Raw genomic sequence first — 13,099 nt, forward strand, 5'->3', positions numbered from 1 at the left:
GATATTCTTGTTGGCATGTCTGTCGAGTCGCTGTTTCCCCGCCTGGAAGCGCTCCTGCCCAAGGTGCAGAAGCCGATCCAGTACGTCGGAGGTGAGCTCAACTCGACCGTCAAGGACTGGGATGAGGCCACGGTCCGCTGGGCGCTGATGTATCCGGACGCCTACGAGGTCGGCCTGCCCAACCAGGGCGTGCAGATCCTCTACGAGATCCTCAACGAGCTGCCGGAGACGCTGGCCGAGCGGACCTACGCGGTCTGGCCCGATCTCGAGGCGCTCATGCGCTCCGAGGGCGTGCCCCAGTTCACGGTCGACGCGCACCGGCCCGTACGGGCGTTCGACGTGCTCGGACTCTCCTTCTCGACCGAGCTCGGCTACACGAACATGCTGACCGCGCTGGACCTGGCGGGCATCCCGCTGGAGGCGGCCGACCGGGGCGACGACGACCCGATCGTCCTGGCCGGAGGTCACGCGGCGTTCAACCCCGAGCCGATCGCCGACTTCCTCGACGCCGCCGTGCTGGGCGACGGGGAGCAGATCGCCATCGCGATCACCGAGGTCATCCGCGAGTGGAAGGCCGAGGGCTCGCCCGGCGGGCGCGACGGGCTGCTGATGCGGCTGGCCGAGTCCGGCGGGGTCTACGTGCCGAAGTTCTACGACGTCGACTACCACGCCGACGGCCGGATCCAGCGCGTCGCGCCCAACAGGTCGGGCGTGCCGTGGCGGATCCACAAGCACACCGTCATGGACCTGGACGAGTGGCCGTACCCCAAGAAGCCGCTGGTCCCGCTGGCCGAGACCGTGCACGAGCGGTTCAGCGTGGAGATCTTCCGCGGGTGCACCCGCGGGTGCCGGTTCTGCCAGGCCGGCATGATCACCCGTCCGGTGCGGGAACGCTCGATCACCACGATCGGCGACATGGTCGAGGCGGGCGTCAAGGCGTCCGGCTTCAACGAGGTCGGCCTGTTGTCGCTCTCCTCGGCCGACCACTCCGAGATCGGCGAGGTGGCCAAGGGGCTGGCCGACCGCTACGAGGGCACCAACACCTCCCTGTCGCTGCCCTCGACCCGGGTCGACGCCTTCAACATCGACCTGGCCAACGAGTTCTCCCGCAACGGCCGCCGCTCCGGCCTGACGTTCGCCCCCGAGGGCGGCTCGGAGCGGATGCGCAAGGTGATCAACAAGATGGTCACCGAGGAAGATCTGATCAGGACCGTCAGCACCGCGTACACCCAGGGCTGGCGGCAGGTGAAGCTCTACTTCATGTGCGGCCTGCCCACCGAGGAGGACGCCGACGTCCAGGGCATCGCGGACCTGGCCAAGAAGGTCATCAAGGCCGGCCGCGAGGCCACCGGGTCGCGCGACGTCCGCTGCACCGTCTCCATCGGCGGCTTCGTTCCCAAGCCGCACACCCCGTTCCAGTGGGCCGGTCAGGCCGACCACGAGACGGTCGACCGCAGGCTGCGGGCCTTGAAGGAGGCCCTGCGCGGTGACAGGGAGTACGGCCGCGCCATCGGCCTGCGCTACCACGACGGCAAGCCCTCGATCGTGGAGGGCCTGCTCTCCCGGGGTGACCGCCGGGTCGGCCAGGTCATCCGCGCGGTGTGGGCGGGGGGCGGCCGGTTCGACGGCTGGAGCGAGCACTTCTCCTACCAGCGCTGGATGGACGCCGCCGCAGAGGTCGGCCTCGACGTCGACTGGTACACCACGCGCGAGCGCGAGGAGAACGAGGTCCTGCCCTGGGACCACCTCGACGCGGGTCTCGACCGCGAGTGGCTCTGGCAGGACTGGCAGGACGCGGTCAACGACGTCGAGGTCGAGGACTGCCGCTGGACCCCGTGCTACGACTGCGGCGTCTGTCCCACGATGGGTACCGAGATCCAGATCGGGCCCACCGGGAAGAAGCTGCTGCCACTGACGGTTGTCTGAGGTGGGCGGTGCGTGAGCGCCGCCCCGGAAACGACGACCACGACTTGGGAAGGACGACACCACCCTGAAACCCGCTCCCGACGGGCCGCCGCCCGCGCCCGTGGTGCAGCGCCTTCGCGTGCGCTACGCCAAGCGTGGCCGCCTGCGCTTCACCAGTCACCGCGACATCACCAGGGCCCTCGAACGGGCGGTCCGGCGAGCCGACGTCCCGGTGGCGTTCAGCGCGGGCTTCTCGCCCCACCCGAAGATCTCCTATGTGGGAGCGGCCGCCCCCACCGGGGTCGCCAGCGAGGCCGAATACTTCGAGATCAGCGTGACGCGTGAGTGTGATCCCGACCGGCTGCGAGCCGCTCTGGACACCTCGCTGCCGCCCGGTCTCGACGTGCTCGACGTCGTCGAGGCGGGCTCCGCGAGCCTGGCCGACCAGATGGAGTGCTCGGCGTGGGAGCTGCGGCTTCCGGGAGCCGATCTCGCCCTCGCCGGGGCCGCGGTCGAGAAATTCGTCGCCACGGACCACGTCGAGGTCGAACGCCTTACGAAGAAGGGGATGCGACGCTTCGACACACGTGAAGCGGTGCTGAGCCTCACGCTATTTGAGGGAACTGAGACAACAGCAGGTCAGGCGTCCAGTCAGCCATGTGTCATACTTCGCATGGTTGTACGGCACGAAACTCCTGCCGTTCGACCCGACGACGTTCTCACTGGACTGCGTCTTGTGGCTGACTTCGCGCCGCCGGTGCCCCCCGAGGTAACCAGGCTGGCGCAGGGCCCGCTGGACGTTCACACCGGTGAGCCCGCCGATCCGTTCGGCCTGGACCGCGACACCACGCGCGGCGGCGAAGCGGAACCGGTGGGCAGGCACGTCGGCGGCGACATATAGGACTTGGCGCCGGGCCCCAGGCCTGGCGGACAGTGAGAGACGAGAGCTCCCGCGCGGCGCGGAGACGCGCCCGGGAGCTGAACGGGAGAGCGCCCGCATGCTCGACAACGAGCCCAACGCCGGGGTCACCACCCCTGGCGGGGACACGACAACAGAAGAGACACGGCCAACGGCGACCCGCCGCAGGGCCGCGAGCCGGCCCGCCGGGCCTCCGCCGGAGGAGCCCGAGACGGCCCCCGTGGTCACGGCGCCGTCCGTGCAGGTGACAGAGTCCGCGGCGCCCGTGGTGCCCGCGGTGCCCGAGGTGGGGTCTCCTGACGGAGAGCCGGAGCCCGCGGCGGCCCCCAAGCGCGCCAGCAGGCGCAAGACGGCGGTGGCGGACGGTGCGACCACCACCACGCGGCGTAGCCGTGCGAAGAAGCCGGTCGCCGAGCCCGCTGAGATCGTCGAGTCCGCCGAGACGGGGCCCGCGCCGGTCGCGGAGACCGTGACGCCCCCCGTGGCGCTCGCCGTGCCCGACCCCTTCGCCGTTCCCGAGCCTTTCGGCGGGGCCGAGCCTTCCGCCGAGCCCGCGCCCCAGGAGGCGCCCGCCGCCCCCGCCAAGCGCACGCGTACGCGCAAGAAGGCCGCCCCGCGCGTGGAGCCGGTCGAGGCCGAGCAGAGCGTCCGTGACGTGCCCCCCGCCGACGCCGAAGAGGTCGAGGCGGAGCTGCTGCTCGACCTGCCCGCCGACGAGCCGCTCGACGACGAGCCCGCGGGTGAGGACATCGTCGAGGAGCGGCCCGGCCTGTTCGCCGACCCCTTCGGACTGGCCGCCCAGGAACGTTCCGAGGTGCCCTCGGTAACCTTCCAGGCGCCCGCCGCGGTGTTCCAGCCGCTGTTCCAGGCCCCCGACCCGCAGCGGGCCGCGCAGCCCGCCACGCGCCCGGCGCCGGTCCAGCCCCCCGCGCCGGAGCCCGAGCCCGCCGAGGCGAAGGCCGACAGGATCGACAGGGCCGAGAAGGCCGAGCTCGCCGAGGAGCCCGAGGACGACGACTCCGACGGTGACGACGACGCCAGCGGTCGCCGGCGCCGGCGCCGCAGGGGCGGCCGGGGCCGCGGCAAGACGCGCGACCTCGACGAGGCCGAGGAGACCGAGGCCGAGCAGGACGACGAGGAGCAGCCGGAGGCCGAGCAGGACGACGACGCCGAGAGCGGCAGCTCGCGCAGGCGCCGCCGCAGGCGTCGCAGGGGCACCGACGAGCCCGGCGAGGTCCCGGACGACCCGCCGAACACGGTGGTGCGCATCCGCGCGCCCCGCGCCGGGCGCAGCACCTCGGTGGACGAGGTGCAGAGCGTGCGCGGCTCGACCCGCCTGGAGGCCAAGAAGCAGCGCCGCCGCGAGGGCCGCGAGCTCGGCCGCAGACGTCCGCCGATCATCACCGAGTCGGAGTTCCTGGCCCGCAGGGAGTCCGTCGAGCGCATGATGGTGGTCCGCCGCACCGGCGGGCGCACCCAGATCGCGGTGCTGGAGGACGGCGTCCTCGTCGAGCACTACGTCAACCGCGAGGCGAGCCAGTCGTACGTGGGCAACGTCTATCTCGGCAAGGTGCAGAACGTCCTGCCGAGCATGGAGGCCGCGTTCGTCGACATCGGCAAGGGCCGCAACGCGGTCCTGTACGCCGGAGAGGTGAACTTCGACACCGCCGGGCTGGAAGGACAGCCCAAACGGATCGAGGTGGCGCTGAAGTCGGGCCAGTCGGTGCTGGTGCAGGTCACCAAGGACCCGATGGGCCACAAGGGCGCCCGCCTGACGAGCCAGATCAGCCTGCCGGGCCGTTACCTGGTCTACGTGCCCGACGGCTCGATGACCGGCATCAGCCGCAAGCTCCCCGACAAGGAGCGCACCCGCCTCAAGAGCATCCTGAAGAAGGTCATGCCGGAGAACGCGGGGGTCATCGTCCGTACGGCCGCCGAGGGCGCGTCGGAGGACGAGCTGGCCCGTGACGTGGCCCGGCTGTCGGCGCAGTGGGAGAACATCCAGCGCAAGGCCAAGTCGGCCAGCGCGCCCGAGCTGCTCTCCTCCGAGCCCGACCTGACCGTCCGGGTGGTCCGTGACGTCTTCAACGAGGACTTCGCCTCGCTGGTCGTCGCGGGCGACGAGGTGTGGGAGACGGTCGACGAGTACGTCCGCTACGTCGCCCCGCACCTGGCCGACCGCCTCAGCAGGTGGGAGGAGGGCGGTGACGTCTTCGCCGCCTACCGGATCGACGAGCAGATCGCCAAGGCGATGGAGCGCAAGGTCTGGCTGCCCAGCGGCGGCTCGCTGGTGATCGACAGGACCGAGGCCATGACCGTGGTCGACGTCAACACCGGCAAGTTCACCGGCCAGGGCGGCAACCTGGAGGAGACCGTCACCCGCAACAACCTGGAGGCGGCCGAGGAGATCGTCCGCCAGCTCAGGTTGCGCGACATCGGCGGCATCATCGTCATCGACTTCATCGACATGGTGCTGGAGAACAACCGGGACCTGGTACTGCGTCGGCTGCTGGAGTGCCTGGCCCGCGACCGTACCAAGCACCAGGTGGCCGAGGTGACCTCCCTGGGCCTGGTCCAGATGACGCGCAAGCGGGTCGGCCAGGGCCTCCTGGAGGCCTTCTCCACCACCTGTGAGTGCTGCAACGGCCGTGGCCTGCACGTCTCGTCCGAGCCGGTCGAGGGCAAGCCGGAGCCGCGCGGCACCCAGGGCAAGATGGCCGTGGAGAAGGCCGTCGCGGACAAGCTCGGCAAGGACGGTAATCAGGCCGTGGCGGCCGGTGACCAGTCAGGCCGTGATACGGTGACCGATGCGCTTGACGGAGTCCAGCATGAGGACGGTCAGGCAGCACAGGCTTCTGGCCGGGGGCGGAGACGCTCCCGCAAGGCCAGGCCGGCCGATTAGACCCCGTCCCGCACAGGGACGGGGCCGAAGGTCGGCACACCTCGACGTTCCGCCCGGTTCGACCAGGACACCGTCAATCCGGTACTCTGGTGAACCGGTGCGCTCATGGCGCGCCCTGTTCGCGCGCCTACCCGGTACGTCAATCAATGACCATAGCCGGATGCGGGGCGCAGCATCCAGCGAGCAAGCAGTCAGAAGAAGGGTTCCGCGGTGTACGCGATCGTTCGTTGCGGCGGCAGGCAGCAGAAGGTCTCCGTCGGTGACGTCCTTGAAGTGGACAAGGTCGCCGGCGAGGTCGGTTCCACGGTTTCGCTGCCGACGGTCCTCGTCGTCAACGACGGCGACGTGACCACCGAGGCGGGCAAGTTCACGGTTGCCGCCGAGATTCTCGGTGAGACCAAGGGTCCGAAGATCCGGATTCTGAAGTACAAGAACAAGTCGGGGTACAAGAAGCGCCAGGGTCACCGCCAGCGGTACACCCAGGTGAAGATCACCGGCATCGACCAGGCCTGAGTTTCGGGAGTTTTGCGAGATGGCACACAAGAAGGGCGCGTCGTCCACTCGGAACGGCCGCGACTCCAACGCCCAGCGACTCGGTGTGAAGCGCTTCGGCGGTCAGCTGGTCAATGCCGGCGAGATCATCGTTCGTCAGCGCGGCACCCACTTCCACCCCGGCGACAATGTCGGCCGTGGAAGTGACGACACGTTGTTCGCGCTGTCTGCGGGCCACGTTCTGTTCGGTGTCAAGCGCGGGCGCCGCGCAGTGAGCATCGTCCCGGTCGCGGAGTAGATTCGCGCCGACAGACGTTGACGGCAGGGGTGGATCGCATTCAGCGGTCCACCCCTGTTCGCGTTTTCACCAGAAGTTCCCGCAGATAGAGGTAGGAAAGTAGACATGCCGGACTTTGTGGACCAGGTGGTCCTGCACATCAAGGCCGGTGACGGGGGAAACGGCTGCGCCTCTGTCCATCGGGAGAAGTTCAAGCCGCTGGGGGGCCCCGACGGGGGAAACGGCGGCCGGGGCGGTGACGTGATCCTGGAGGTCGACGCCAACACGGCGACCCTCCTTGAGTATCACCGCCGCCCGCACCGCAAGGCCGACAACGGCAAGCAGGGGCACGGCGCCAACCGTGACGGCGCCAACGGCGACGACATCATCATCCCGGTGCCCGACGGCACCGTGGTCAAGGACGCCGACACCGGCGAGATCCTGATCGACCTGATCGGCGCGGGCACCCGCTACGTGATCGCCGAGGGCGGGCACGGCGGGCTCGGCAACGCCGCTCTGGCCTCCGCCAAGCGCAAGGCCCCCGGCTTCGCGCTGCTCGGCGAGCCCGGCGACGAGGCCGACATCATGCTGGAGATGAAGAGCGTCGCCGACGTGGCGCTCGTCGGCTTCCCCAGCGCGGGCAAGTCCTCCCTCATCGCCGCGCTCTCCGCGGCCCGCCCGAAGATCGCCGACTACCCGTTCACCACCCTGGTCCCCAACCTCGGGGTGGTCACCGCGGGCGAGACCATCTTCACCGTCGCCGACGTGCCCGGCCTGATCCCCGGCGCCTCGCAGGGCAAGGGCCTGGGGCACGAGTTCCTGCGCCACGTCGAGCGCTGCAACACGCTCGTGCACGTGATCGACTGCGCCACGATGGAGCCGGGCCGCGACCCGATCAGCGACTACGAGGCCATCGAGGCCGAGCTGGCGGCGTACGGCAAGCTGGAGGACCGGCCGCGCCTGGCGGTGCTCAACAAGTCCGACGTGCCCGACGCCCGCGATCTGTCCGACATCGTGGGGCCGATGCTCGAGGAGCGGGGCCTGCGGGTCTTCACGATCTCCGCGGCCACCCACGACGGGCTCAAGGAGCTGACCTACGCCATGGGGGAGATGGTCGCCGCCGCCAGGGCCGCCGCTCCCGTCCTGGAGCCGACCCGCCTGGTCATCAGGCCCAAGCAGCACGGCGACGCGGGATTCGCCGTCCGCAGGGTCGACGAGCGCACCTTCCAGGTCACCGGGGTCAAGCCGGAGCGGTGGATCCGCCAGACCGACTTCACCAACGACGAGGCCGTGGGCTACCTGGCCGACCGGCTGGAGCGGCTCGGCGTGGAGGAGGAGCTCACCAAGGCCGGTGCGAAGGCCGGAGCCGAGGTGATCATCGGTTCCATGGAGAGCGGCTACATCTTCGACTGGCAGCCGACGCTCAACGCGGAGGCCGTGCGCCAGGGGCCGCGTGGATCGGACAACCGGCTCGGCTAGCGGGATCTCGGCGGGGCCGCCGCGCACGGACACCGCGTCGAGCACCGTCGCGGGTGGCTTGGCCTGGTCGCCCGGGGTTCCCCGCACTCGGCATGGGCGGCTCGGATAACCTGGTCTTCCAAGTGATCATCTTTGAGAGGGACGTGTCGTGGAGTCTGCGCGCGAACGGATCCGTACGGCTTCGCGCCTCGTCGTGAAGGTGGGTTCGTCCTCGCTCACCACCCCGCAGGGAATGATCGACGTCGACCGGGTGGACGCCCTGGTCGACGTGCTCGGCGCCCGGCGGAAGGCGGGCACCCAGATCGTGCTGGTCTCCTCCGGCGCGATCGCGGCGGGTCTCGGCCCGCTGGGCCTGCCCGCCAGGCCGCGCGACCTCGCCACTCAGCAGGCCGCCGCCTCGGTCGGCCAGGGCGTGCTGGTGGCCCGCTACACCTCCTCCTTCGCCCGGTACGGCCTGCGGGTCGGCCAGGTGCTGCTGACCGCCGACGACATGATGCGCCGCTCGCACCACGTCAACGCCGAGCGCACGCTGGCCCGGCTGCTGGAGCTGGGCATCGTCCCGGTGGTCAACGAGAACGACACCGTGGCCACCGACGAGATCCGCTTCGGCGACAACGACCGGCTCGCCGCGCTGGTCGCCCATCTGACCCGGGCCGACGCGCTGGTGCTGCTGTCGGACGTGGACGCCCTCTACGACGGAGATCCGCGCCGTCCCGGTGCCCGCAGGCTCGCCGAGGTCCACGGGCCCGAGGACCTCGTCGGGGTCGAGCTGGGCAAGGGGGGCGCGGTCGGCACCGGAGGCATGATCACCAAGGTCCAGGCCGCCAAGATCGCCACCGGGGCCGGTGTGCCCGTGGTGCTGACCGCCGCCGCGCACGCCGCCCAAGCCCTCGCGGGAGCCGACGTCGGCACCTACTTCCACCCCGGCGGACGCCACCCCGGCACCCGCCTGCTCTGGCTGGCCCACGCCACGACGGGCCGCGGCCGCCTCCACCTGGACCCCGGCGCCGTCGAGGCGGTGGTGAGCCGCCGCAAGTCGCTGCTTCCCGCGGGGGTCACCTCCGTCGAGGGCGAGTTCGCGGCGGGCGATCCGGTGGACCTGTGCGGGCCGCGCGGCCGGGTGGTCGCGCGCGGCCTGGTCAACTTCGACGCGGGGGAGATTCCCGAGCTGCTCGGTCGCTCCACCCGGGAGCTGGCGGCCAGCCTGGGGCCCGAGTACGAGCGAGAGCTCATCCACCGCGACGACATCGTCATACTGGAATCCCACAACTAGTTCTTTTGGAGCGCGAGATGTCCGAGGACTTCCTGAAGGTGGCCTTGGCGGCCAAAGAGGCCGCCGCCGAGCTGGCCCCGCTGCCGAGGGCGCCGAAGGACGCCGCGCTCCGGGTGATGGCCGACGCGCTCGTGGCGCGGACCGCCGAGATCGTCGCGGCCAACGCGATCGACGTGGAGAGGGCCGGGGAGAGCGGGATCTCCGAATACATGATCGACCGCCTCCGCCTCGACGGGGCCAGGATCGAGGCGATCGCCGAGGCGGTCCGCCAGGTCGCCGACCTTCCCGACCCCGTCGGCGAGGTGATCCGGGGCAACACGCTGCCCAACGGGCTGGAGCTGCGCCAGCTCCGGGTCCCGCTCGGCGTGATCGGCATCATCTACGAGGGCCGTCCCAACGTGACCGTGGACGCCGCGGCGCTCTGTCTCAAGAGCGGCAACGCCGCCCTGCTGCGCGGCTCGTCCAGCGCGTACGAGTCGAACACGGTCCTCGTCAGGATCATGCAGGAGGCGCTGGCGGACACCCAGGTGCCCGCCGGGGCCGTCCAGTTGGTCCCCGGGCAGAGCCGCGACTCGGTCAAGGAGCTCATGAGGGCCCGCGGCCTGGTCGACGTGCTGATCCCGCGCGGCGGCGCCTCGCTGATCAACTCGGTGGTGGAGGAGTCCACCGTCCCGGTGATCGAGACCGGCGTGGGCAACTGCCACGTCTACGTCGACGCCGACGCCGACCAGGACCTCGCGATCCAGATCCTGATCAACTCCAAGGTCCAGCGGCCCTCGGTGTGCAACTCCGCCGAGACGCTCCTGGTGCACGCGGCCGTGGCCGACGCCTTCGTGCCGCGCGCGCTGGCCGCGCTGGCGGCGGAGGGCGTCACGGTGCACGGTGACGCGCGCGTGGCGGCGTACGGCGACGTGGTGCCCGCCGGGGAGGAGGACTTCCGGATGGAGTACCTCTCGCTGGACATCGCCGCCGCCGTGGTCGACTCGCTGGAGGAGGCGGTCGCGCACATCAGGAAGTACGGCTCGGCCCACACCGAGGCGATCGTCACGCGATCGGTCAGCGCCTCGCGCAGGTTCGTCGCGCTGGTCGACTCCGCGGCCGTGGCGGTCAACGCCTCGACCCGGTTCACCGACGGCGGCGAGTTCGGCTTCGGCGCGGAGATCGGCATCTCCACCCAGAAGCTGCACGCGCGCGGTCCCATGGGCCTGCCGGAGCTGACCTCGACCAAGTGGGTCTACACCGGAGAGGGCCACCTGCGCACCGGCGAGGGCACGGTCCTGGCCTCGCCCGAGGCCGCTTCCCGATAGTTCCTCCAGGTGGGGGCGTTCTCGAGTGTCGCGACACGGCGGTCTCGGGGCGCCCCAGGGCCTGGTCCGGCCGGGGGCCGGGGTGGCCGCCCGTTCGGCACGTGGGCGCCGCGCCCGCGGTCTATGGTGTAGCCGGCACTCCGGAGGTTCATCGGGGGATCTCGCTCGGCGCCTCGTATGGTTGCTGAGCGTTATGGTGTGTCGCTCCGTGTGATCACGGTAGCTTATGGTTTGACTGGACTTCATGGAAATCGTCGTTGCGTTCCTTTTCATAGCTCTTGTTCTTTTTGGTGCTGACCGGCTGCTGTTGCTGCTGGAGAGTCGCGGGCACGTCAACTGGCGCCGCACCAGGCGTCGCGACCTGTCGGCCGAACCCACCGCGAAACTCGACAGCCTGCTGGAAGACCCGGCCCACGAGCCTCTGCGCCGGACCTGAGGCGCCCCGCCCGGGGCCGGACGGCTCCGTGCCCGCGGAGCCGTCCCGTTGTCCCGGATCTTTCAGGGTGTCCGGCGTGCCGTCGGGAAAACGTCACACTCGCCCGCTATGGTGTGGTCTCCTATGGCTGGAAAGCAGGGAAGCGAGCGGGAGTGAGCGACCCGATAGGCGCAGCGGTCCCTGACCCATGTGGCCGACGCAGGAGGTCACGTGGGTCGTCTCGGGCGGGTCGGTCCCTACACGTTGCTGGAACGTCTCGGCCGGGGGGGAATGGGCGAGGTCTACCTCGCCTCCAGCCGCCGGGGTGACAGCGTCGCGCTCAAGGTGCTCCACGACGTCCACGACGCCGGCTCCGAGGCCCGGGTGCGCCTGGAGCGAGAGGTCCGCGCCCTCCGCAGGGTCGAGAGCCCCTATGTCGCCCGCGTCGTCGACGCCGACCTCGACGGTGACCGGCCCTACCTGGTCATGGAGCACATCGAGGGAGACACCCTCCTGGAGCGGGTGCGCCGCGACGGCCCCCTGGAGGGCGCGGGCCTGCTCAGCGTCGCGCAGGGGCTGGCCGTCGCCCTGTCGATCATCCACGCGGCCGGGGTCGTGCACCGCGACCTCAAACCCGCCAACGTGGTGGTCGGCGGGGACGACGAGCCCGTCCTCATCGACTTCGGCATCGCCCACGTCCTGGACGCCACCCGGCTCACCCTGACCGGCACCTTCCTTGGCACCCCCGGCTACGCCGCCCCCGAGCTGTTCGCCGACGAGCACGTGGGCGAGCCCGCCGACGTGCACGCCTGGGCGGCCACGGTGGCCTTCGCCGCGACCGGCCGCCCCACCTTCGGCGGGGGCACCGTCGAGGCGCAGATGTACGCGATCCTCAACGGCCAGGCCGACCTTGAGGGCGTCCCGGCCGCCCTGCTGCCCCTGATCCGCGCAGCCCTCCACCGCGAGCCGGCCAAGCGCCCCACCGCGGCACTGCTCACCGGCCGCCTGGGCCGCCTGGCCCGCGTGATCCCGTCCGAGGCGGGGGCGGCCAGGAAGCAGGGCGCTCCCACGGGGGAGAAGCCCGGTTCCGCCAGGAAGCAGGAGGGCCGTTCCACGTCCGGCGCCAAGGGAGAGGATCCCGCCAGGGGCGGCCGGGCGGCCAGGGCGGAGACCGGCAGGGGGAGGCCGCCCGTCCCGGCGGACGGAGCGGTGCGGGCGCCCAGGTCCCCGGCCGGTGCGGACGGCACGCCGCGCGGCGGGCGGGCGGTGCCCGCCGCCGAGGCGGCCCGCGCGGCACGGTCGCTCCCGGTGGCCGGTGAGACGTCCCGCGGCGGGCGCCCGGCCGCCGCGGTCGGCGAGGCGCCCCGAGGCGGGCGATCGGCCGCGGCGACCGGTGAGACGCCTCGCGGGGGGCGTCAGGCCGCCGCGGTCGGCGAGGCCTCCCGGGCAGGCCGGGTCCCCGCGGCCGCCGAGCCGTCGCGTGGCGGGCGTCGGGCCTCCGTTGCCGGCAGGGCCGTCCGGCGCCAGACCGGTAAGCGCAAGGGCGGCGCGGCCGGAGAGCTCCAGAGCGAGGGCAGGGCGGGGCCGCTGCCCGCGGGCAACGCGGCGCTGCTCCTGCTGGCGGTGCTGGCCGTCCCGTGCGTCGTGGCCACGGCCATCTGGCCGCCGGCCACCTTCGCCGTCACCGGGTTGTTCGCCACGCTGGCCCGCACGCTGTGGGCCGGGCACTGGCTGGTCAGGAACCGCAAGTCGGCCAGGACCCGGGCGGTCCTGCGCGTGCTGGGCTTCCCGCTGACCTTCGTCGTCTCGCTGCTGACCGCCATCGCGTGGCCGGGGCTGCCGGCGGGCGCCCTCGCCGGTTTCGCGCTCTGGCTGAGCCTCGGAGGCTCGCTGCCGCCCGACTGGTGGGTGCATCCCGCCCCGATCGCCGTCGCCGGCGTCGTGTTCGGCGTCGTCTGCGGAGGCATTCTCGGCCGGGAGATCGAGCGGATCGGCACCGAGCTCGTCGAGCTCCGCAAGGAGGGCCTGCGCGCGCTGGCCGTGCTGGGCGGGTTCGTCGCCCTGTGCTCCGCGGCCGTACGCGCGATCGCCCTCCTGGTGTAAGGGCTTTCCGTCCCCGGGGGGCGCCTC

Annotated in this window: 10 protein-coding genes; all 10 read left to right on the forward strand. The window is 71.5% G+C overall.

The window, feature by feature from the left end:
- Positions 1-15: 15 nt before the first annotated feature.
- The 10 genes from ACSDR0_RS22520 (at position 16) to ACSDR0_RS22565 (ending at position 13,072) form a co-directional block, all read left to right on the forward strand.
- A complete protein-coding gene (locus tag ACSDR0_RS22520) occupies positions 16-1,926 on the forward strand; it encodes a TIGR03960 family B12-binding radical SAM protein (RefSeq protein WP_435290843.1) in 1,911 nt (636 codons plus the stop codon).
- A 100-nt stretch (positions 1,927-2,026) separates the two neighbouring features.
- Positions 2,027-2,806 (forward strand): TIGR03936 family radical SAM-associated protein, encoded by a 780-nt coding sequence (locus ACSDR0_RS22525; protein ID WP_435290844.1) that lies wholly within the window; start codon positions 2,027-2,029, stop codon positions 2,804-2,806.
- Positions 2,807-2,903: 97 nt separating this feature from the next.
- Positions 2,904-5,726, forward strand: coding sequence for an Rne/Rng family ribonuclease (locus tag ACSDR0_RS22530; RefSeq protein ID WP_435290845.1), 2,823 nt, complete (start codon positions 2,904-2,906; stop codon positions 5,724-5,726).
- A 210-nt stretch (positions 5,727-5,936) separates the two neighbouring features.
- Positions 5,937-6,239, forward strand: a complete 303-nt coding sequence (gene rplU, locus ACSDR0_RS22535) for a 50S ribosomal protein L21 (protein ID WP_030924785.1) — start codon at positions 5,937-5,939, stop codon at positions 6,237-6,239.
- Positions 6,240-6,258: 19 nt separating this feature from the next.
- On the forward strand, positions 6,259-6,516 hold the full coding sequence (gene rpmA, locus ACSDR0_RS22540; RefSeq protein ID WP_389917512.1) for a 50S ribosomal protein L27: 258 nt from the start codon (positions 6,259-6,261) through the stop codon (positions 6,514-6,516).
- Positions 6,517-6,621: 105 nt separating this feature from the next.
- Positions 6,622-7,974, forward strand: a complete 1,353-nt coding sequence (gene obgE / locus ACSDR0_RS22545; protein ID WP_435290846.1) for a GTPase ObgE — start codon at positions 6,622-6,624, stop codon at positions 7,972-7,974.
- 148 nt (positions 7,975-8,122) lie between these two features.
- A complete protein-coding gene (gene proB / locus ACSDR0_RS22550) occupies positions 8,123-9,247 on the forward strand; it encodes a glutamate 5-kinase (protein ID WP_435290847.1) in 1,125 nt (374 codons plus the stop codon).
- A gap of 17 nt (positions 9,248-9,264) precedes the next feature.
- The gene (locus tag ACSDR0_RS22555) at positions 9,265-10,554 is read left to right on the forward strand and encodes a glutamate-5-semialdehyde dehydrogenase (protein ID WP_435290848.1); all 1,290 of its coding nucleotides are present in this window, start codon (positions 9,265-9,267) and stop codon (positions 10,552-10,554) included.
- Between the two features lie 244 nt (positions 10,555-10,798).
- A complete protein-coding gene (locus tag ACSDR0_RS22560) occupies positions 10,799-10,990 on the forward strand; it encodes a hypothetical protein (RefSeq protein WP_435290849.1) in 192 nt (63 codons plus the stop codon).
- Between the two features lie 210 nt (positions 10,991-11,200).
- Positions 11,201-13,072, forward strand: a complete 1,872-nt coding sequence (locus ACSDR0_RS22565) for a protein kinase domain-containing protein (RefSeq protein ID WP_435290850.1) — start codon at positions 11,201-11,203, stop codon at positions 13,070-13,072.
- The last annotated feature ends 27 nt before the right edge of the window (positions 13,073-13,099 follow it).

It is taken from the genome of Streptosporangium sp. G11 (assembly GCF_051192615.1).
In the GTDB taxonomy this organism is placed as follows: Bacteria; Actinomycetota; Actinomycetes; order Streptosporangiales; family Streptosporangiaceae; genus Streptosporangium.

What these genes read in the sequence shown, in the direction of transcription:
- ACSDR0_RS22520 (WP_435290843.1), top strand. Translation starts at nt 16, where the DNA reads ATGTCTGTCGAGTCGCTGTTTCCCCGCCTGGAAGCGCTCCTGCCCAAG.
- ACSDR0_RS22530 (WP_435290845.1), top strand. Translation starts at nt 2,904, where the DNA reads ATGCTCGACAACGAGCCCAACGCCGGGGTCACCACCCCTGGCGGGGAC.
- rpmA (WP_389917512.1), top strand. Translation starts at nt 6,259, where the DNA reads ATGGCACACAAGAAGGGCGCGTCGTCCACTCGGAACGGCCGCGACTCC.
- obgE (WP_435290846.1), top strand. Translation starts at nt 6,622, where the DNA reads ATGCCGGACTTTGTGGACCAGGTGGTCCTGCACATCAAGGCCGGTGAC.
- ACSDR0_RS22555 (WP_435290848.1), top strand. Translation starts at nt 9,265, where the DNA reads ATGTCCGAGGACTTCCTGAAGGTGGCCTTGGCGGCCAAAGAGGCCGCC.
- ACSDR0_RS22560 (WP_435290849.1), top strand. Translation starts at nt 10,799, where the DNA reads ATGGAAATCGTCGTTGCGTTCCTTTTCATAGCTCTTGTTCTTTTTGGT.